Below are 19,842 nucleotides of genomic sequence, written 5' to 3' on the forward strand. Positions count from 1 at the left end.
CAAGGAAATTGTTCAGAGGATTAGAGTTTTAAAATTCCACTAGGGATCGTTATGAGACTGATTATTCTAAACCCTGCATGGTTAACGCTGCAGGATATATTTACATCACTGCAATAAATGAATTAGCCAGAAGAGTATGCATTTCGCGTAGTCTTGTAAGCGTTAGTGTAGTGGCACACTGAATTTGTCCTCGTGGACTTAGGGGTTATGCTCATCTCAGACCAATACATAAGTCCCAATGAAATGAAGAAATTTCAGCGTAGAGTTTAAACATAAATACGCCAAACTATTATATTTAGTTGTTGAATTGTTAGTTGAATTATGTCAACAGGATGTTCCTGTTGTTTGACATATTATTCTCTCAAATCATCATCTATCAAACCGCAATCTCGCAACCTTCGAGATAGTAAACTGATTGATTTTTCTACTATAAATGCCTTCAATAAAAGGCTCAGATAGCCCTTTGAATAAAAGAACTTACCAAAATGCCGGGTGACGGCTGTGCCGTTTCCGGCCGGGTAAGGCAATGCAGACTATTTCGCCCCACTCCCCAACCTATACGCCAGCGCCACCACCAGCGACTGCACCAGGCACAGCGTTGCCGACTGAGATCGAAACGCATCCACCTGCGCCTCTTTCACCACAAAGCAGAGATCGCTAAACGTCGCCAGTGGGCTAATCTGGCTGTCCGTAATCACAATCTGCCGCGCGCCGACGCTGGCGGCGGTTTCGCTGACCATCACCGTCTCTTCCGCGTACGGCGAGAAGCTGATCGACACCACAATGTCGCGCGCCTTAATGCGGCTGATCTGCTCACGCAGCATGCCGCCCATGCCGTCGAGCAGAATCGGGCGGCACTCCAGGTGGCTTAAAGCATAGGTGAGATAAGCAGCGACGCTAAAGGAGCGGCGCAGTCCGGCAATGTAAATGGTGTCCGCGTCGGCCAGAAGCTGTACGGCGCGCTCCAGCATCTCCGGTTCGGCGCGGGCGGCCAGCTGCTGCAGCGCCTGCGCGTTCGAGCGGGCAAACTCCTGCAGGATATCGAGCGGCGTTTCCGGCACGGCTTCGCTCTCCATTTCGCGGAACAGCCGCGCACGATCGCTGTAGCTGGCGGTCTCCTCCACCAGGTTCATACGAAACAGCTGTTTCATCTCGTTGAAGCCGGTAAAGTCAAAGGCATTGGCAAAACGGATCAGCGTCGAGGGCGGCACATCGGCACGCTCGGCAATGACCGCAACCGTATCAAACGCCACACTGTTCGTATTATCCAGTACATAGCGGGAGACCTGCTGCAGCCTCTTGCTCAGGCTATCGTAGCGATCGCGGATTTGCTGCTGCAGTTCGTTCAGGCTGGTTGCTGTCGTCATGTTATCCCCCAAATACAGTCTTATGATTCTAAACGCAAAACCGCGTCTTTTAAATGTTGGCCATCCATCTGGCAGCAAAAATGAAACAGAAACTTCACTCATTTCATCGCCTGAAAATCCTTAATAGCGCACGCTGCGTCAGTGTTGTTGGCTGTTAACATAAAAATCCATCCTTGATCACAATAATCATCATTTATTTTATTTCAACTTAAAATGGAATATTTGTTTCATATATAGTGTTCAGTACACAGTGTTCAGGTAACAGTCACGTATCAACAGCGAGAGGTTAAGGATGGAGACGGTAGCGAATTTTATTCACGGCGAATGTGTCACCGGTTCAGGCCAGCGCGTTCAGGCGATCTTCAACCCGGCCACCGGCGAGCAGATCCGTCAGGTGGTGATGAGTACGGCACAGGAAACGGAGCAGGCGATTGCCGCCGCGCAGCAGGCGTTTCCGGCGTGGGCGCGTCATTCTCCGCTTAAGCGCGCGCGCGTGATGTTCCGCTTCAAAGCGCTGCTGGAAGAGAATATGGAACGTCTGGCCCGTCTTATCAGCGAAGAGCACGGTAAAGTCTTCTCCGACGCGGTAGGCGAGCTGACCCGTGGCCTGGAAGTGGTGGAGTTCGCCTGTGGCATCCCGCATCTGCAAAAGGGTGAACACTCTGCCAACGTGGGCACCGGTGTGGACAGCCACTCGCTAATGCAGCCGCTCGGCGTCTGCGCCGGGATCACGCCGTTTAACTTCCCGGCGATGGTGCCGATGTGGATGTTCCCGATTGCGCTGGCGACCGGCAATACCTTCGTGCTGAAACCATCAGAAAAAGATCCCTCTCTGGCGCTCGCGCTGGCAAAACTGCTGAAAGAGGCCGGCCTGCCGGACGGCGTGTTTAACGTGGTGCAGGGGGATAAAGAATCCGTTGATGTGCTATTGACCGACCCGCGCGTGCAGGCCGTGAGCTTTGTTGGCTCTACGCCGATTGCGGAATATATCTACCAGACCGCGTCCGCCCACGGCAAACGCTGTCAGGCGCTGGGTGGGGCGAAAAACCACTGCATTTTAATGCCGGATGCCGACATGGAGATGGCAACCAACGCCATTATGGGCGCGGCCTACGGCGCGGCGGGGGAACGCTGTATGGCGCTTTCAGTGGTACTGGCGGTGGGCGATAAAACCGCCGATGACCTCTGCGCCCGTCTGGAAAAACAGATTGCCGCGCTGCGCGTTGGGCCAGGGCTGGACCAGACGCCAGAAAACGAAATGGGGCCGCTTATCTCCTCCGCACATCGCAGCAAGGTGCTGGGCTACATCGACAGCGGGGAAGCGCAGGGGGCGAATCTGCGCGTGGACGGCCGCGGCTTTAGCGTGCAGGGTCACGAGAAGGGCTATTTTGTCGGGCCGACGCTGTTCGATAACGTCACCCCGGAGATGACGATCTATAAGGAAGAAATTTTCGGCCCGGTGCTTTCTGTGGTGCGCGTAGCAGATTACGCCAGCGCGGTGGATCTGATTAACCGCCATGAATATGGTAATGGTTCAGCCATTTTCACCCGCGACGGCGGCTGCGCGCGCCGCTTCTGCGAAGAGGTGCAGGCGGGTATGGTAGGGGTTAACGTGCCGATCCCGGTGCCGATGGCGTTCCACAGTTTCGGCGGCTGGAAGCGCTCGATTTTTGGTGCACTCAACGTTCACGGTAACGACGGCGTGCGTTTCTACACCCGAATGAAAACCGTCACCGCACGCTGGCCGGAAATGCAGCAGGAGACAGGCGCTGCGTTCTCCATGCCGACGCTGGGCTGACAGGAGGTTTTATGCAAACCGAACGTATGACCATGGCCCAGGCGCTGGTCCGGTTCCTTAATCAACAGTACGTCAGCATTGATGGCATTGAAACGCCCTTCGTGGAAGGCGTGGCGACCATTTTTGGTCATGGCAACGTGCTGGGCATCGGCCAGGCGCTGGAACAGGATCCGGGCCATCTGCAGGTAATGCAGGGCTGTAATGAGCAGGGCATCGCCCACATGGCGACGGGATTCGCCAAACAGCATCGCCGTCAGCGCATTTTCGCCGTGACTTCTTCCGTCGGGCCGGGAGCCGCCAATATGATCACCGCGGCGGCGACCGCCACGGCGAACCGTATTCCGCTGCTGCTGCTGCCGGGGGATATCTACGCCAGCCGCCAGCCGGACCCGGTGTTGCAGCAGATCGAGCAGTATCACGATCTCAGCATCAGCACCAACGACTGCTTCCGCCCGGTCTCCCGCTACTGGGACCGCATCAATCGCCCGGAGCAGTTAATGAGCGCCATGTTAAATGCGATGCGAACGCTCACTGACCCCGCAGATACCGGTGCGGTAACCCTTTGCCTGCCGCAGGACGTGCAGGGCGAAGCCTGGGATTACCCGCTGAGCTTCTTCGCGCGTCGCGTGCATCACATCGAGCGTCGACCGCCAGATCCGCAGCGTCTGGCGCAGGCGCAGGCGTTGATTGCGCGTAAACGCCGTCCGCTGGTGGTGTGCGGCGGCGGTGTACGCTACTCCGGCGCGCATGAGGCGTTGCGCGAATTTGTCGAAACGCTGCATCTGCCGTTTGCCGAAACCCAGGCCGGAAAAGGGGCGCTGGTAAGTGACCACCCACTTAATATGGGCGGGGTGGGCGTGACGGGCGGAATGGCCGCCAACCAGCTTGCGCCGCAGGCAGATTTAGTGATTGGCGTGGGGACACGTCTTACCGATTTTACCACCGGCTCCAAGGCGCTCTTTTCCCATCCGGACGTGGAATTCCTGCTGCTGAACGTGGCCGAGTTTGACGCCCTGAAGCTTGACGCCACCGCGCTGATTGCCGATGCCCGGACCGGACTGCAGGCCTTAACCCACTCGCTCAGGGAGTATCGCAGCGGCTGGGGAGAGGAGATTGCGCAGGCGAATGCCGCCTGGCACGACGAGTGCCGCCGTCTCTGGGATCGCCAGTGGCGCCCGGACGAGGCACCGGAAGTGGCGGGCCATCTTGATGCCCAGCTGACGGAATATGGCGAGACGCTCAACACCCGCCTGACCCAGACGCGGGTGCTGGGGCTGATTAATCAGCATGTTGAAGATAACGCCATCGTGGTGGGCGCAGCCGGTTCGCTGCCGGGAGATTTACAGCGCCTCTGGCAGGTCAAAACGCCTGATACCTATCATCTGGAGTACGGTTACTCCTGCATGGGTTACGAGATTGCGGCAGCGCTTGGCGCAAAGCTTGCCCGACCCGGGCAACCGGTTTACGCCATGGTGGGGGATGGCTCTTACATGATGCTGCACTCCGAGCTGCAAACCGCGGTGCAGGAGGGCATTAAAATCACCGTTCTGCTGTTTGATAACGCCAGCTTTGGCTGCATTAATAACCTGCAGATGGGACATGGAATGGGAAGCTTTGGCACGGAAAATCGCCACCGTAACCCGCAGACCGGGCAGCTTGACGGGCCGCTGGTGAAGGTCGATTTCGCGCAAAACGCGGAAAGCTACGGCTGTCGCGCGTGGCGGGTACATGATGAGCAAAGCCTGCTGGCGGCGCTGGAGGCGTCCCGCGCCCATCCAGGCCCGACGCTGCTGGACATCAAAGTGCTGCCGAAGACCATGACCCACGATTACGCCTCCTGGTGGCGAACCGGCGATGCGCAGGTAGCGGCGTCTCCTGCCGTGCGCGAAGCCGCGGCGCAGACGCAGGCGCAGGTGAAAAAAGCACGTCAGTATTAAGATTTCCCGCCGTAACGAAATTTTCATTTCATTTTTCTTTTTCCCCTCACCCTAACCCTCTCCCACCGGGAGAGGGGATAGTTCGGTGCGGTTTTCCCTCCCTCTCCCTGAGGGAGAGGGCCGGGGTGAGGGGAAGATGTCCTCCCTCCCATGTTGTGAGATTGATAACAAAATTTATCTCATTCATCTCAAAAGTGTTAACCCACACTCAAAAACATAATTTTCACTATTTATAAAAATGAAATAAATGTTTTATTTAAAGGGTCGTTAGTTCACAGCATTCACCAACACCGGGAGCCGTTATGTTTAACATTGCTTTACTGGGCGCTGGCCGAATTGGCCAGGTACATGCAGCTAACATCGCCAGCCACAGCGCGACCACACTCTGGTCCGTGGTTGACCCGAATCAGGAATTTGCCACCCGTCTCGCCACGCAGTATCAGGCCCGCCAGCAGAGCCTGATTGAGGCGATGACCGACCCTGACGTTCATGCCGTGCTGATCGCCTCGGCGACCGATACCCATGCGGACCTGATTGAAATGGCCGCCCGTCATGGCAAAGCCATCTTCTGTGAAAAACCGGTACACCTCGACCTCGCCCGCGTACGTGACTGCCTGAAAGTGGTCAAAGAGTACGGCGTGCCGCTGTTCATCGGCTTTAACCGTCGCTTTGACCCGCAGTTCCGCCGTGTGAAAACCGACGCGCAGGCCGGGCGTATCGGCAAACCGGAATCGCTGCTGATCATCTCCCGCGATCCGTCTCCACCACCGGCGGAGTATGTCCGCGTCTCTGGCGGCATGTTCCGCGATATGACCATTCACGACTTTGATATGGCGCGCTTCATCATGGGTGAAGAGCCGGTGTCAGTGTATGCCCAGGGCAGTAACCTGGTGGATCCGGCGATTGGCGAGGCGGGGGACATCGACACCGCATTTATCGTTCTGAAATATGCCTCCGGCGCAATGGCGACCATCGTCAACAGCCGCCGCTCCTCTTACGGCTACGACCAGCGCCTGGAGCTGCACGGCTCTGAAGGGCTGCTCTGCGCGGGCAATATTCTTGAAAATCAGGTGCAGCACTACGGCAAACAGGGCTGCACCAGCGCGCTGCCGGAACACTTCTTCCTGCAGCGCTACAAATCCGCTTACGCCGCGGAATGGGAACACTTTGTTGCGGTATTGCGCGGCGAAGCGGTGCCTGACTGCAGCGGCGATGATGGTGAACGTGCGCTGTACCTCGCGGATAAAGCGCTGGAGTCGCTGCGTAGCCAGCGCGAGATCGTCCTCTAAACACAACCACCCTACACAGAGAGACATAATAATGAAAAAGCTGATCTTAGCCGCCCTCATCGCCATGACGTCCGGGGCTGCCCTCGCCGAAAACGAGCAAATTGTTTTCAGTACGCCAAACCTGGCGATGCCGTTTGAAGTTCACATGCAGCGCACGGCAGTGAAAGCCGCAAAAGAGATGGGCGTCAAGTTGCAGGTGCTGGACGGGCAGGGCAGTTCACCAAAACAGGTGGCTGACCTGGAAAACGCCATCACCCGCGGAGCGCAGGGGTTCATCGTCTCCCCGAACGACGTGAACGCGGTCTCCAGCGCGGTGGATGAAATTCAGGATGCGAAGCTGCCGGTGGTCACCCTTGACCGCTCCGTCGACAGCCAGAAGAAAGTGCCGCACTTTGGCGCCAACAACTACAAAGGCGGCCAGGCGATTGGCGACTTCGTGAAAAGCAAATTCCCCGACGGGGCAGAGATCATTCTGCTCACCGGTCAGCCGGGCTCCTCTTCCAACATCGAACGCACCAAAGGGATCCGCGAAAGCCTGAAAGCGGGTGGCGATAAATACAAGATCGTCGCCGATCAGACCGGCAACTGGATGCGTTCTGAAGGGATGCGCATTGTAGAAAGCGTTCTGCCGTCACTGCCGAAACGCCCGCAGGTGATCCTTTCCGCCAACGATGATATGGCGCTGGGGGCGATTGAAGCCCTGCAGAGCCAGGGCGTGAAGCCCGGTGAAATCCTGGTAACCGGCTTTGATGCGGTTCCTGAAGCGCTGGCTCGCGTGCGTGACGGCTGGCTGGCGGTGACTGCGGATCAGCGCCCGGGCTTTGCGGTGCAAACGGCAATGAGCCAGCTGGTGGCCAACGTGCGTGAGAAGAAAGCCATCACCGGCGCGGACTACCCGCCAACGCTTATCACCAAAGAGAACCTGCAGCAGGCTGAGCGTATCGGTGAGGCCGGTAACTAATATGTCCCGAGCCGCCTTTGGCGGCTCATCATGAGGAGGAGCAGACTGATGTCGCAACCCTTACTGAAAGTGACCGAGCTGGCGAAAAGCTTTTCCGGCGTCTGGGCGCTGAGCAATGCCCAGTTGACCGTCGGGCCGGGAGAAATCCACGCCCTGCTGGGGGAAAACGGGGCGGGAAAATCCACGCTGCTGAAGGCGCTTGCGGGCGCGCAGCCGCAAACGCGCGGGGAGATCTGGTTCAACGGCGAAACGCTGCCGGTAGATGACTCCCCGGTGGAACGACAGAACAAGGGCATTATCACCATCTATCAGGAATTTAACCTGCTGCCCAACATGACCGTCGCGGAAAACATGTTCCTTGGGCGCGAGCCGCGCAAGCGGAACCTGATCGTCGATGAAAAAGCGGTAAACCAGGAGGCGCAGGTCATTCTCGATTACCTGCAGCTGAACGTCGCGCCGACCACACCCGTTGCCCGCCTGAGCGTGGCCCAGCAGCAGATGGTCGAGATCGCGAGAGCACTGACTCTCAACGCCAGGCTGATCATCATGGATGAACCTTCCGCCGCGCTGAGCGACAGCGAAGTAGAAAGCCTGCACCGTGTGGTGCGGGAGCTTAAAAACCGCGGGGTGAGCATTATCTATGTGACACACCGCCTGCATGAAGTTTTCCAGCTCTGCGACCGTTTCACCGTTTTCCAGGATGGCCGTTTCACCGGCACCGGCGCGGTGGCAGAAACGAACGTAGAGCAGCTGATCCGCCTGATGGTCGGGCGCGACGTGGCGTTTAACCGCCGTCCCGCCAGTGAAACCCACCATGAGGATAAACCCATCCGTCTGGCCGTGAAGGGGCTAAGCCGCGAAAAGCCGCCGCTGGATCCGCACGGTATTGCCCTGCATGACATTAGCTTCCATGTCCACGCGGGTGAGGTGCTGGGCATCGCCGGACTGGTGGGGGCCGGACGCACCGAAGTGGCCCGCTGCCTGTTTGGCGCAGACGCGTTTACCTCTGGCAGCTTTGAGCTTGACGGCGTGCCGTACCAGCCGCGCGACCCGCTGTATGCCCTCGATCAGGGCGTGGCGCTGGTGCCGGAAGATCGCAAAAAAGAGGGGGCGGTGCTGGGGCTGTCGATTCGCGACAACCTGTCGCTCTCCTGCCTTTCGTCACTGCTGCACTGGCGCTGGTTCGTCAATACCCGCAAAGAGGACGATCTGATTGAGTCCTACCGCCAGGCGCTGCAGATCAAAATGGTCAACAGTGCGCAGGAGGTGCGCAAGCTCTCCGGCGGTAACCAGCAAAAAGTGATCCTCGCGCGCTGCATGGCGCTCAACCCGCGGGTGCTGATTGTCGATGAGCCAACGCGTGGCATCGACGTGGGGACCAAATCAGAAGTGCACCAGGTGCTGTTTGACATGGCGAAAAAGGGCGTGGCGGTGATTGTGATCTCCTCCGATCTGCCTGAAGTGATGGCGGTGTCCGACCGGATCATTACCCTGAGCGAAGGCCGGGTCACCGGCGAGATCCACGGCGATGATGCCAACGAAGAGCGGCTGATGACGATGATGGCCATCAACCACAACGCCCTGAACGCGGCATAACGGAGTTTCTCATGACGCAGATGATTTCTAAAACGCAGGCCCCGGTCAAACGCGCCGGACGCATCGATCCCATCGCCTTCTTCGAGCGCTTTGGGGTGCTGATTTTCATGATCCTGCTGCTGATCTTCTTCCAGTCGCAGAACAGCAATTTTTTCTCTGAACGCAACATTTTCAACATTCTGACCGAAGTCTCCATCTACGGGATCATGGCCGTGGGGATGACCTTCGTCATCCTGACCGCCGGGATCGACCTCTCCGTCGGCTCCATTCTGGCGGTGTGCGCCATGACCGCGGCGTACGTGATTAAAGGCGACAACTTTACCACCGTCGACCCGAACGCCTGGGGCGGCATGAGCTGGCTGATAGGGCTGGGGATTTGTCTGGCGATGGGCACGGCGATTGGTTTTCTGCATGGCCTGGGCGTCACCCGCCTGCGCCTGCCGCCGTTCATCGTCACCCTCGGGGGGATGACCATCTGGCGCGGCCTGACCCTGGTGATTAACGACGGCGCGCCAATCGCCGGTTTCGATCAGGGCTACCGCTGGTGGGGACGGGGCGAGCTGCTCGGTATCTCCATTCCGATCTGGATCTTCGCCATCGTCGCCGTTGGCGGTTATCTGGCGCTGCACAAAACCCGCTGGGGGCGCTTCGTTTACGCCATCGGTGGCAACCCGGAGGCGGCGCGTCTGGCGGGTGTGAACGTAAAGCGCGTACTGGTCAGCGTCTATGTGCTGATTGGCTGTCTGGCGGGGCTGGCGGGCTTTATTCTCAGCGCGCGTCTGGGGAGCGCCGAGGCGGTGGCCGGGATCTCCTTTGAATTGCGCGTCATTGCCTCGGTGGTGATTGGTGGCACCTCGCTGATGGGCGGCTACGGACGCATCGGCGGCACCATTATCGGCTCCATCATTATGGGCATTCTGATTAACGGCCTGGTGCTGATGAACGTCTCGGCTTACTACCAGCAGATTATCACCGGGTTAATTATCGTTCTGGCGGTGGCGTTCGACACCTACGCCAAGAGCCGTCGCGGCGCACTGTGAGGATCACGATGAAAGAGGTTCGTATTGGATTAATTGGCACCGGGTATATCGGCAAGGCGCATGCCATCGCCTTTGCCCAGGCCCCGACGGTGTTCAACCTGCGCGGCAAGCTGGTGCGTGAGATGGTGGCCGAGGTAAACCCGACGCTGGCGGCAGAGCGCGCGCAGGCGTTTGGCTTTAACCGTTCAACGGGAGACTGGCGGGCGCTGGTGGCCGACCCGGCCATTGATGTAGTGGATATTTGCTCGCCCAACCATCTGCATAAAGAGATGGCGCTGGAGGCGATCCGCCACGGCAAGCACGTTTACTCGGAAAAACCGCTGGCGCTGAACGCCCACGACGCGCGTGAGATGGTCGAGGCCGCTAAGCGGGCAGGGGTGAAAACCCTGGTGGGCTTCAACTACATGAAAAACCCGACGGCGCAGCTGGCGAAAGAGATTATCGCCCGCGGCGAAATAGGCGAGGTGATCCACTTCTACGGCACCCACAACGAAGACTACATGGCTGACCCGCTTTCGCCCATTCACTGGCACTGCTTCAAAGAGACTGCCGGGCTGGGGGCGCTGGGCGATCTGGCGGCGCATATCGTCAATATGGCGCAGTACCTGGTGGGGGAGATTGAGCAGGTTTGCGGCGACCTGAAGATTGTGGTCCCGGAACGTCCGGCGAAGGCCGGGTCGTCGGAGATGATTGCCGTCGAAAACGAGGACCAGGCCCACGCGATGGTACGTTTCGCGGGCGGGGCGCAGGGTGTGATTGAAACCTCCCGCGTCGCCTGCGGCCGCAAGATGGGGTTGTCATATGTGATCACCGGAACGAAAGGCGCCATCAGCTTCACTCAGGAGCGCATGGCCGAGCTGAAGCTCTATCTGCATGACGATCCGGTCAACCGTCAGGGATTCCGCACGCTGCTGGTTGGCCCGGCACACCCGGACTACGGCGCGTTCTGTATGGGCGCAGGCCACGGTATTGGCTTTAACGATCAAAAAACGGTGGAAGTGCGTGACCTGGTGGATGGCATTGCCGCCGACGCACCGATGTGGCCGGACTTTGAAGAGGGGTGGAAGGTCTCGCGCGTGCTGGACGCCATCGCACTCTCACACCAGCAAGGCCGCTGGCTGAACGTGAATGACATTGTCTGAAGAGGTATCAACGTGGAAAAGCAGTTTGATGTGATATGCATGGGCCGCGTGGCGGTAGACCTCTACAGTCAGCAGATTGGTGCGCGTCTGGAGGATGTGTCGAGCTTTGCCAAATATCTCGGCGGCTCGTCCGGCAACGTGGCGTACGGCACGGCGCGGCAGGGGTTGCGTTCGTCGATGCTGGCGCGCGTGGGCGACGAGCATATGGGCCGGTTCCTGCGCGAAGAGCTAAATCAGGTGGGCTGTGATACCAGCCATCTGATCACCGATAAAACACGCCTCACGGCGCTGGTGCTACTCGGCATTAAAGACCGGGACACCTTTCCTCTGATTTTTTATCGCGATAACTGCGCGGATATGGCCATTACGGCCAGCGATGTGGACGAAAACTACATCGCCTCCGCACGGTGTCTTGCCATCACCGGGACTCACCTTTCTCATCCGCAGACCCGCGAGGCGGTGCTGACGGCGCTGGGCTATGCCCGTCGTCACGGCGTGCGCACGGTGCTGGACATTGATTACCGCCCGGTGCTGTGGGGGCTGACCTCCTTAGGCGACGGCGAAACGCGCTTTATCGCGGCCGATCAGGTCACCCGTGAACTTCAGGAGGTGCTGCACCTCTTCGACGTTATTGTCGGCACCGAGGAGGAGTTCCACATTGCGGGCGGCAGCACGGACACCCTGCTGGCGCTGGCGCAGGTGCGTGCCGTGAGTCAGGCCACACTGGTCTGCAAACGCGGCGCGCTTGGCTGTTCGGTCTATACCGGTGCCATTCCGGCCCGTCTGGATGACGGCCTGACGGTGACCGGCGTGCGCGTGGAGGTGCTGAACGTCCTCGGCGCGGGCGATGCCTTTATGTCTGGCCTGCTGCGCGGCTACCTGAACGATGAGGGCTGGGAGCAGGCGTGCCGCTATGCCAACGCCTGCGGCGCGCTGGTGGTCTCGCGCCACGGCTGCGCCCCGGCGATGCCGAGCAAAATTGAGCTGGATGATTATCTCTCGCGCGCCGCGCTCGTTCCACGCCCGGATCTCGACCCGCGTCTGAACCATCTGCACCGGGTCACCACCCGCCGCCGCGAATGGCCGGAATTGTGCGTAATGGCGTTCGATCACCGCAGCCAGCTTGAAGATATGGCGCTGCAGTGCGGGGCGTCGCTCAAACGTATTCCGGCGCTCAAGCAGCTGATCCTGCAGGCCAGCCGCGAGGCGGCGAGCCGTGCCGGGCTGGCAGGCAAAGCGGGCCTGCTGTGTGACGGTACGTTTGGTCAGGACGCGCTCAACGCCATTACCGGTGAAGGGTGGTGGATCGGGCGACCCATTGAGCTGCCGGGCTCCCGTCCGCTGGAGATGGAGCACGGCAACATCGGCACCCAGCTTATCAGCTGGCCGCAGGAGCATGTGGTGAAGTGCCTGGTCTTTTTCCACCCGGAAGATGCCCACGGCCTGCGCCTGGAGCAGGAGCAGAAAATTGCCGAGGTCTACCACGCCTGCTGCCAGTCCGGGCATGAGCTGCTGCTGGAGGTGATATTGCCCGCCAGCATGCCGCGCAGCGATGAACTTTATCTGCGTGCCATCTCCCGCTTCTACAACCTGGGTATTTACCCGGACTGGTGGAAATTGCCGCCGCTGACGTCCGATGGCTGGACGGCACTGAGCGAGATTATCCAGCGTCGGGATCCGCACTGCCGTGGGGTGGTGATCCTCGGGCTGGATGCGCCTGCCGAGCAGCTGCGTGCCGGGTTTAACGCCGCGGCAGGGCACGAACTGGTGAAAGGATTTGCCGTGGGGCGCACGCTGTTTGGCGAAGCTTCCCGCGCATGGCTGAAACACGATATCGACGATGCGCAGCTGGTGGCGCGCATCCGGGACAATTACCTGCAGCTTATCGCCTGGTGGCGCGAGCGCGGACACGCATAATGGAGACGACAATGAGTGTGCAATTAGGCATTAACCCCCTGACGTGGACTAACGACGATCTGCCTTCCCTTGGTGCCGAAACGCCGCTGGAGACCTGTCTGAGCGAGGGGAAAGAGGCCGGTTTTGCCGGTTTCGAACTGGGCAACAAATTCCCGCGTGAAGCGCGCCTGCTTGGCCCCATTTTGCAGCACCACGATCTGCAGCTGGTCTCTGGCTGGTACTCCGGCCGCCTGCTGGAGCGCAGCGTGGAAGAGGAGATTGCCGCCGTGCAGTCCCACCTGACGCTGCTGCGTGAGCTGGGGGCAAAGGTGCTGGTATTTGCGGAGGTGAGCGGCTGCATTCACGGCGAGCAACAGACGCCGGTGCATCTGCGCCCGCGCTTCCCGCAGGCACGCTGGAAGGAGTATGGCGAGAAGCTCACGGAATTTGCCCGCTACACTCAGCAGCAGGGGGTGCAGATTGCCTATCACCACCATATGGGGACGGTGATTGAGTCTGCTGACGACGTGGACAACCTGATGACCCATACCGGCGAAGAGGTCGGGTTGCTGCTGGACACCGGTCACCTGACCTTTGCCGGGGCCGATCCGCTGACGGTGGCGCAGCGCTGGGCGTCGCGCATCAACCACGTTCACTGCAAAGATGTGCGTGCCGACGTGCTGGCAGATGTCAAAAACCGCAAAACCAGCTTCCTCGATGCGGTGCTGAGCGGCGTGTTTACCGTGCCGGGCGACGGTTGCGTGGATTATCCGCCGATCATGCAACTGCTGAAAGCGCAGGATTATCACGGCTGGCTGGTGGTGGAGGCGGAGCAGGATCCTGCGATTGCCCATCCGCTGACCTATGCCCGTCTGGGGTATAACAACCTGAGCCGTCTGGCGCGCGACGCCGGGCTTATCTGAGGAGGTGACATGTCACGTCTGCTATCACGCTGGCAACAGCCGAACGCTGAAGGGCGGACCCAGTCCGTCACGCCGGAACGCGCCGGGTGGGGATATGTTGGCTTTGAGGCCTATGAGTTGCAGGAGGGGCAGCAGTTGACGCTACCCGCCGTCAGCGAAGAGCGCTGTCTGGTGCTGGTGGCCGGGCGCGCCTCCATCAGCACGCCTTCCGCGCAGTTTAACGATATTGGCGAGCGGATGAGCCCGTTCGAGCGCATCAAGCCGTGGGCGGTGTACGTTACCCCGCAGGAGACGGTGCAGGTGAAGGCGCTCACGAAGCTGGAACTGGCGATTTGTGCCGCTCCGGGTAAAGGTAGCTGGCCGACGCGGCTGATTGCACCGCAGGATATCGACGCTGAAGCGCGCGGCAAAGGCCATAACCAGCGCTATGTGCACAACATTCTGCCGGAAGACAAACCGGCTGACAGCCTGCTGGTGGTGGAGGTCTGGACCAACGAAGGCTGCACCAGCTCGTACCCGAGCCATAAGCACGACACGGATAATCCGCCCCAGGAGACGTATCTGGAGGAGACCTATTACCATCGCCTCAACCCGGAGCAGGGGTTCTGCATGCAGCGGGTCTACACTGACGACAGAACGCTGGATGAATGCATGGCGGTCTACAACCGTGACGTGGTGATGGTGCCGAAGGGCTACCACCCGGTGGCAACCCTGGCGGGGTATGACAGCTACTACCTCAACGTGATGGCCGGGCCGGTGCGCAAATGGATGTTCACGTGGGAAGAGGACCACGCGTGGATTAACCGGGATTATCCCGCAGAGAATGGGGGCTGAAGCGGCCTTTCTTGTCGGGTGGCGCTGTGCTGACCCGACCTACGAAACCGTAGGCTCGCGCAAGCACAGCGCCGCTGGCCGAATTGTCTTCAGTGCATCTGCCTCGCCTGCTCAATCGTGCGGGCAATGGCTTCCGGCTGGCTCACCATCGACACGTGGCTTGCCGCGACCTCGGTGGTGTTCGCGTGGATGGCCTTCGCCATCGCGCGTTCAAGCTCAGGATTGATCATCCGGTCGTTCTTGCTTACCACATACCAGCTCGGCTTCGCGTGCCACGCCGCGCGAGTGACTTTTTCGCCAAACGCATCGCCCTTTATTGGCCCCTGTGTGGCGGCGATGATCTGTTGTTCACCCGGTTTCACATCCGGTGCGAAGTCCTTACTGACCGACGCAGGCGGCAGGTATAAAAAGCCGTCCGCGGTTTTTGCGATACCGGCGCTCCCCGGTGGCGCCGGGTAGCTATTCGCCAGCTCTGCCGTTGACTGACCGGCGTCCGGCGCGAACGCCGCCACATACACCAGTGATTTCACCCGCGCATCGTTGCCGGCCTCGCTAATCACGGTGCCGCCCCAGGAGTGACCTACCAGTACCACGTCCCCGTGTGCGCGAGCGATGGCGCGCCGGGTGGCTGCTACATCATCTTTTAGTGAGGTCAGCGGCAGCTGGACGGCTATAACCTCGGTGTGGCGTTTCTGCAAAAGGGAAATCACCTTGTTCCAGCTGCTGCCGTCGGCAAAGGCGCCATGCACCAGCACCACGCTGGTTTCACTCTGCGCAAAGGCGCTGGCCGACATCGCCAGCAGACCCGCCGTCAGTATCGATAATGTTTTCATCTTCAGGCTCCTCAGAAATGGTGGACCGGCGCATGCGGCGGCACGGTGAATTCAAGGGTTTTATGGTCGAGAGGCTTATGCGTCGGGTCGGCCAGAATAATGGTCACCTTGTGTTTTCCGGCGGGCAGTCCCACCAGAATCACCGGCTCACCGCTGGTGTCCGCCCAGTGCCAGGGTGCGTCATCCACCACAACGTGAATATGGCCGATGCGCGGAGTGACTTTCAGCGCATCGGGTCCAAAGACAGGTTCTATGCGCAGGTTTTCAACACGGTACTGAATAAAGACAGCCCCCTTACTCAGCGGGCCTGCCAGCGGCGGATCGACAATCAGCCTGGCGGGCGGCTGGGGCTGCTCAAGCGGGGCAACGGCAGCCGGACCGTTGACGTCGGCGGCGCTGAGGCCGCTCAGGGGCGCGGCGCAGACGGAAGACGTTAGCGCGAGTAAAGGAAGCAACAGATGCTGGCGAATCATTTTGGTCTCTCCTCGTGGGGTCATGTCACGAGAGACAGCAGACCATTTTTATGTATCGCGTCTGTTTGCTGATGCGGGATTTTTGTATCGATGCGTAAGCCAGATGGGGGAGATACAGTGCGATACAATTCCCCCGGGCATGACGAGAAGTTTGCTGGCATGGTGTCTTCAGGCGCATCCATCGGATGCGGAGACTTCCCGGAGAAAACATCATGAATAGTGAAAAAGTTGCGTTGATTTTCGGCGGCGCACGTGGAATTGGTGCGGCTATAGCGGCACGACTGGCGAAGGAAGGATATCGCGTTGCCGTGACATGGGTATCACGTCCGGACCGGGCTAATGCGCTGGTCTCATCCATTACTGATGCGGGCGGGGTGGCGCTGGCGATTAACGCTGATAGCGCAGATGCAAGTGCAATTCAGGCTGCGGTTGATGCCACGATCAACCATTACGGCAGGCTGGATGTTGCCGTAGTGAACGCAGGCGTACTGCGGCTGGGTATGCTTGAGGATTATTCAGTGGACGATCTGGATGCCACGCTGTCGGTGAACGTGCGCGGCGTTTTCCTCTCTGTGCAGGCGGCAGTTAAACGAATGAGGGAAGGGGGAAGGGTGATCACCATTGGCAGCAATACCGCTGTGCGAACCGGGCATGCGGGTAGTAGCGTTTATGCGATGAGTAAAGCTGCGGTGGCAGCCATGGTGCAAAACCTGGCGCTGGATCTGGCTCCGAAGCGGATCACAATTAACAATATCCAGCCCGGCCCCATCGCCACGGATATGACGGCCGGAATGGCGGAGCAGATCACCGCACATATCCCTTTAAAACGGATTGGGCAGCCTGAGGAGATCGCATCACTTGCCGCATGGCTTGCTGGAGAAGAGTCTGGATATATGACAGGCGCGAGCCTGACGATTGACGGTGGATTCGTGCTTTAACTGCAGGGGCAGGGAAGCCCGACATTCTGACTAGCGCACGGGTGCGTCGACCACCAGACCCGTTTGCTGCGACTGGAGTTTGTCCTGATGGTGATACCAGGCACCAATGGAGGAATAAACGAAGCGGCCAAAGAAAAACAGGAAGCTGATAAGCAATATGATGCGGGTCATTCGAGTGTTAAATCGATGTGGTTTTCGCATACGTGTGGCCTGACTCACTGTGTTTTTCCTGGACATACCCTTTTGGGCGACGCGGATATTAAGGCACAGCGGGAAGGGTGGGTCAATTCTGCGATGTGTAAATAACCGTCAACATATACATTAACCGATGTTATTAAAAATAATAATTGCATTTACGATATTGATAACACGAAGAAAATTAACCGGAAAAAAACAGAAGAAAGGAAATTTTGAATTAAATAGTTTGATTTAAGTCAACGGATTCCCCGCAGTGGTATTTAAAATCCCTCCTCCATACTGCTTGCCCCGGGTGTTAGCGGGCAGCACGTACGTCAGGTCGGATGCCTGTCTTCATTTTCCCTCAGGAGAAAGGGGGTTTAACCGGGCATCTATGAACACTATTGCTTTCCTGAAACAGAATAAAGACCGCTGGTGGGCGCTGCCGCTTATTTTACCGGTGGTGTTGCTGCCTGTGCTGAGCGCGGCCAATACCCTGACGCAACTGGGCGACGGCATAGTGGCACTCTATTATCTGCCGCTCTTTTTCCTGCTCACCTTAATGCTCTTTTTCGGCGTTGGGGCGATTCCCGGAATAGTGCTGTCGCTGTTTATTCGCTATTACCCGCAAGTTGGGCTGTTTGAAACCGTTGCCGGGATCTTCCATTTTATTATTCCCTTAGTGCTGAGTTGGGGCGGTTATCGCGTCTTTGCCCCCAGACGCAATATGACGGCTTACGGCGATATACGGCTGATGGCGCAGCGCATTTTCTGGCAGGTGTTATGTCCGGCAACGCTGTTTCTGGTGCTGTTTCAGTTTGCGGTTTATCTGGGCGTGTATGAGAGTCGCCAGAGCCTGGCGGGGCTGAACCCGCTTAATATTCACACGCTGATCAACTATCAGGCGCTGCTGGTCAGCGGCTTAACGGGCGTACCGCTGAGTTACCTGATAATCCGGCTGATTCGCCATCCGCGTTATTTCAGGACATTGATTTCTCAGAGCCGCGCGCAGATCGATAAAAAGGTGACGCTCATCGAGTTTTTGGTCTGGTTGATCATACTGGGCGGGCTGCTGCTGTTGCTGCTGATACCAATGAATGAGAACAGCTCTATCTTCACCACTAACTACACGCTGTCGCTCCTGATGCCGGTGATGCTCTGGGGCGCGATGCGCTTTGGTTACAGGCTGACATCCCTCATCTGGACGCCGGTCCTGCTGGTCTCTATTCACTATTTTTACCGTTATATCCCTGTGAATCAGGGCTACGACATTCAACTGGCGATCACCTCTTCCAGCTACCTGGTCTTCTCGTTTGTGGTGGTCTATATGTCGATGCTGTCGACCCGCCAGCGTGCCGTGAATAAGCGCTCCCGCAGGCTGGCGCTCCTCGACCCGGTTGTCCATATGCCTAACCTGCGGGCGTTGTTACGCGATCTGGCCCGGAACCCGTGGTCGGCGCTCTGTTTACTGCGTATTCCTGAACTGGAAGTGCTGGGCCGAAATTATGGCGTATTGCTGCGAATTTTGTACAAACAGCAGCTGGCACAGTGGGTTAATGGCACACTCCAGCCCAATGAGCGGGTGTATCACCTTACCGGGTATGATCTGGCAGTGCGACTCAACGCGGAATCGCACCAGCAGCGAATCGAAACGCTGGATGAGCATATCAAACAGTTCCGTTTTATCTGGGATGGCATGCCGCTACAGCCGCAGGTGGGCATGAGTTACTGCTATGTACGCTCACCCGTGAACCATCTCTATCTGGTGCTGGGGGAGTTAGGGGTTATTGCCGATCTTTCGCTCTCAACCAACCACCCGGAAAACCTTCAGCAGCGTGGTGCTGTCCATCTGCAGCGCAGCCTGAAGGATAAAATCGCGATGATGAGCCGCCTGCAAAAGGCGCTCGACAACAACGAATTCACCCTGCTGGCGCAGCCCGTTCGTGGCCTGCGTGGCGATCGCTATCATGAAGTGCTGCTGCGGATGCCGGATGCGGACGGCGCATTACTTACTCCCGATCGGTTCCTGCCCGTCGCTCAGGAGTTTGGCCTGTCGTCGCGGGTCGATTTGTGGGTGCTGGAGCGCACGCTGCGTTTCCTGGCCGAACACCGTGACAGGCTGCCCGGCCAGCGCTTTGCCATTAATCTTGCGCCCTCAACCGTTTGTCGGGTTCAGTTCCCGCTGGAGGTGAGCCGTCTGCTGAATAAATACGCCGTGGAGGCGTGGCAGTTGATCTTCGAGGTGACCGAGTGCAGTACCTTCGGCAGCGCGGAGCAGGCGATGCATACCCTCCGGCAGCTACAAAAAATGGGCGTACGCATTGCGATAGATGATTTTGGTACCGGCTATGCAAGCTATGCGCGGCTGAAAAGCGTGGACGCAGACATCCTCAAGATTGACGGCAGCTTTATTCGCAATATCGTCAGCAACAGCCTGGATTACCAGATTGTGGCCTCTATTTGCCATTTAGCGCGAATGAAAAAGATGCTGGTGGTTGCGGAATATGTGGAGACCGAAGAGATACGTAGCGCGGTTCACGCGCTCGGTATCGACTATGTGCAGGGCTATCTGATAGGTCGGCCGGTGGCACTTGATTCACTGCTGGAGGCAGAGGCGTCCGTAGCGGACGCCTGAGCC

General features: G+C 58.5%; 16 protein-coding genes. 12 read left to right on the forward strand and 4 right to left on the reverse strand.

Annotated elements, in window-relative coordinates; translation table 11 throughout:
- Window positions 1-533 precede the first annotated feature (533 nt).
- Entirely contained in the window at window positions 534-1,367 is an 834-nt protein-coding gene (locus AK59_RS0105565; RefSeq protein ID WP_029882250.1) for a MurR/RpiR family transcriptional regulator, read from the reverse strand.
- A gap of 292 nt (window positions 1,368-1,659) precedes the next feature.
- Between AK59_RS0105565 and AK59_RS0105570 the strand changes: the two genes are divergently transcribed.
- The 10 genes from AK59_RS0105570 to iolB all read left to right on the forward strand — a co-directional run bounded on the left by AK59_RS0105570 (window position 1,660) and on the right by iolB (window position 14,783).
- Entirely contained in the window at window positions 1,660-3,165 is a 1,506-nt protein-coding gene (locus AK59_RS0105570) for a CoA-acylating methylmalonate-semialdehyde dehydrogenase (RefSeq protein ID WP_029882251.1), read from the forward strand.
- Window positions 3,166-3,176: 11 nt separating this feature from the next.
- On the forward strand, window positions 3,177-5,102 hold the full coding sequence (gene iolD / locus AK59_RS0105575) for a 3D-(3,5/4)-trihydroxycyclohexane-1,2-dione acylhydrolase (decyclizing) (protein ID WP_029882252.1): 1,926 nt from the start codon (window positions 3,177-3,179) through the stop codon (window positions 5,100-5,102).
- Window positions 5,103-5,404: 302 nt separating this feature from the next.
- Window positions 5,405-6,391: an inositol 2-dehydrogenase gene (iolG, locus tag AK59_RS0105580; RefSeq protein WP_029882253.1), complete on the forward strand. Its 987-nt coding sequence runs from the start codon at window positions 5,405-5,407 to the stop codon at window positions 6,389-6,391.
- Window positions 6,392-6,422: 31 nt separating this feature from the next.
- Entirely contained in the window at window positions 6,423-7,352 is a 930-nt protein-coding gene (locus AK59_RS0105585) for a sugar ABC transporter substrate-binding protein (protein ID WP_029882254.1), read from the forward strand.
- Between the two features lie 48 nt (window positions 7,353-7,400).
- Window positions 7,401-8,948 carry a sugar ABC transporter ATP-binding protein gene (locus AK59_RS0105590; protein ID WP_029882255.1) on the forward strand — a complete coding sequence of 516 codons (1,548 nt, stop codon included), beginning with the start codon at window positions 7,401-7,403 and terminating at the stop codon, window positions 8,946-8,948.
- 11 nt (window positions 8,949-8,959) lie between these two features.
- Window positions 8,960-9,988, forward strand: coding sequence for an ABC transporter permease (locus AK59_RS0105595; RefSeq protein ID WP_013098254.1), 1,029 nt, complete (start codon window positions 8,960-8,962; stop codon window positions 9,986-9,988).
- Window positions 9,989-9,996: 8 nt separating this feature from the next.
- Window positions 9,997-11,130 (forward strand): Gfo/Idh/MocA family protein, encoded by a 1,134-nt coding sequence (locus AK59_RS0105600; RefSeq protein ID WP_029882256.1) that lies wholly within the window; start codon window positions 9,997-9,999, stop codon window positions 11,128-11,130.
- Window positions 11,131-11,142: 12 nt separating this feature from the next.
- On the forward strand, window positions 11,143-13,047 hold the full coding sequence (locus tag AK59_RS0105605) for a bifunctional 5-dehydro-2-deoxygluconokinase/5-dehydro-2-deoxyphosphogluconate aldolase (RefSeq protein WP_013098252.1): 1,905 nt from the start codon (window positions 11,143-11,145) through the stop codon (window positions 13,045-13,047).
- Between the two features lie 11 nt (window positions 13,048-13,058).
- Window positions 13,059-13,949, forward strand: a complete 891-nt coding sequence (gene iolE, locus AK59_RS0105610; protein WP_029882258.1) for a myo-inosose-2 dehydratase — start codon at window positions 13,059-13,061, stop codon at window positions 13,947-13,949.
- A 9-nt stretch (window positions 13,950-13,958) separates the two neighbouring features.
- Window positions 13,959-14,783, forward strand: a complete 825-nt coding sequence (gene iolB / locus AK59_RS0105615) for a 5-deoxy-glucuronate isomerase (protein WP_029882259.1) — start codon at window positions 13,959-13,961, stop codon at window positions 14,781-14,783.
- An 89-nt stretch (window positions 14,784-14,872) separates the two neighbouring features.
- On the opposite strand, the gene AK59_RS0105620 is transcribed toward iolB, so the two are convergent.
- Both AK59_RS0105620 and AK59_RS0105625 read right to left on the reverse strand, forming a co-directional pair.
- Entirely contained in the window at window positions 14,873-15,616 is a 744-nt protein-coding gene (locus AK59_RS0105620) for an alpha/beta fold hydrolase (RefSeq protein ID WP_013098249.1), read from the reverse strand.
- 11 nt (window positions 15,617-15,627) lie between these two features.
- Window positions 15,628-16,089: a DUF6130 family protein gene (locus AK59_RS0105625; RefSeq protein WP_013098248.1), complete on the reverse strand. Its 462-nt coding sequence runs from the start codon at window positions 16,087-16,089 to the stop codon at window positions 15,628-15,630.
- Window positions 16,090-16,301: 212 nt separating this feature from the next.
- On the opposite strand from AK59_RS0105625, the gene AK59_RS0105630 reads away from it, so the two are divergent.
- Window positions 16,302-17,027, forward strand: coding sequence for an SDR family oxidoreductase (locus AK59_RS0105630; protein ID WP_013098247.1), 726 nt, complete (start codon window positions 16,302-16,304; stop codon window positions 17,025-17,027).
- A gap of 30 nt (window positions 17,028-17,057) precedes the next feature.
- Here AK59_RS0105630 and AK59_RS1000000124270 read toward each other — a convergent pair whose 3' ends face one another.
- The gene (locus tag AK59_RS1000000124270; protein WP_154819463.1) at window positions 17,058-17,246 is read right to left on the reverse strand and encodes a YfgG family protein; all 189 of its coding nucleotides are present in this window, start codon (window positions 17,244-17,246) and stop codon (window positions 17,058-17,060) included.
- Between the two features lie 352 nt (window positions 17,247-17,598).
- Between AK59_RS1000000124270 and AK59_RS0105640 the strand changes: the two genes are divergently transcribed.
- Window positions 17,599-19,839 carry a bifunctional diguanylate cyclase/phosphodiesterase gene (locus AK59_RS0105640; protein WP_029882261.1) on the forward strand — a complete coding sequence of 747 codons (2,241 nt, stop codon included), beginning with the start codon at window positions 17,599-17,601 and terminating at the stop codon, window positions 19,837-19,839.
- Window positions 19,840-19,842 lie beyond the last annotated feature (3 nt).

The organism is Enterobacter sp. T1-1, assembly GCF_000710795.1.
Classification (GTDB): Bacteria; Pseudomonadota; Gammaproteobacteria; order Enterobacterales; family Enterobacteriaceae; genus Enterobacter; species Enterobacter cloacae.

Bases quoted from the DNA above. Each gene is read 5' to 3' on its own strand.
- iolB (WP_029882259.1), top strand. From the start codon at position 13,959: ATGTCACGTCTGCTATCACGCTGGCAACAGCCGAACGCTGAAGGGCGG.
- AK59_RS0105630 (WP_013098247.1), top strand. From the start codon at position 16,302: ATGAATAGTGAAAAAGTTGCGTTGATTTTCGGCGGCGCACGTGGAATT.
- AK59_RS0105585 (WP_029882254.1), top strand. From the start codon at position 6,423: ATGAAAAAGCTGATCTTAGCCGCCCTCATCGCCATGACGTCCGGGGCT.
- AK59_RS0105625 (WP_013098248.1), bottom strand. From the start codon at position 16,089: ATGATTCGCCAGCATCTGTTGCTTCCTTTACTCGCGCTAACGTCTTCC.
- AK59_RS0105600 (WP_029882256.1), top strand. From the start codon at position 9,997: ATGAAAGAGGTTCGTATTGGATTAATTGGCACCGGGTATATCGGCAAG.
- AK59_RS0105570 (WP_029882251.1), top strand. From the start codon at position 1,660: ATGGAGACGGTAGCGAATTTTATTCACGGCGAATGTGTCACCGGTTCA.
- AK59_RS0105595 (WP_013098254.1), top strand. From the start codon at position 8,960: ATGACGCAGATGATTTCTAAAACGCAGGCCCCGGTCAAACGCGCCGGA.
- iolE (WP_029882258.1), top strand. From the start codon at position 13,059: ATGAGTGTGCAATTAGGCATTAACCCCCTGACGTGGACTAACGACGAT.
- AK59_RS0105640 (WP_029882261.1), top strand. From the start codon at position 17,599: ATGAACACTATTGCTTTCCTGAAACAGAATAAAGACCGCTGGTGGGCG.
- AK59_RS0105590 (WP_029882255.1), top strand. From the start codon at position 7,401: ATGTCGCAACCCTTACTGAAAGTGACCGAGCTGGCGAAAAGCTTTTCC.
- iolG (WP_029882253.1), top strand. From the start codon at position 5,405: ATGTTTAACATTGCTTTACTGGGCGCTGGCCGAATTGGCCAGGTACAT.
- iolD (WP_029882252.1), top strand. From the start codon at position 3,177: ATGCAAACCGAACGTATGACCATGGCCCAGGCGCTGGTCCGGTTCCTT.
- AK59_RS0105565 (WP_029882250.1), bottom strand. From the start codon at position 1,367: ATGACGACAGCAACCAGCCTGAACGAACTGCAGCAGCAAATCCGCGAT.
- AK59_RS0105620 (WP_013098249.1), bottom strand. From the start codon at position 15,616: ATGAAAACATTATCGATACTGACGGCGGGTCTGCTGGCGATGTCGGCC.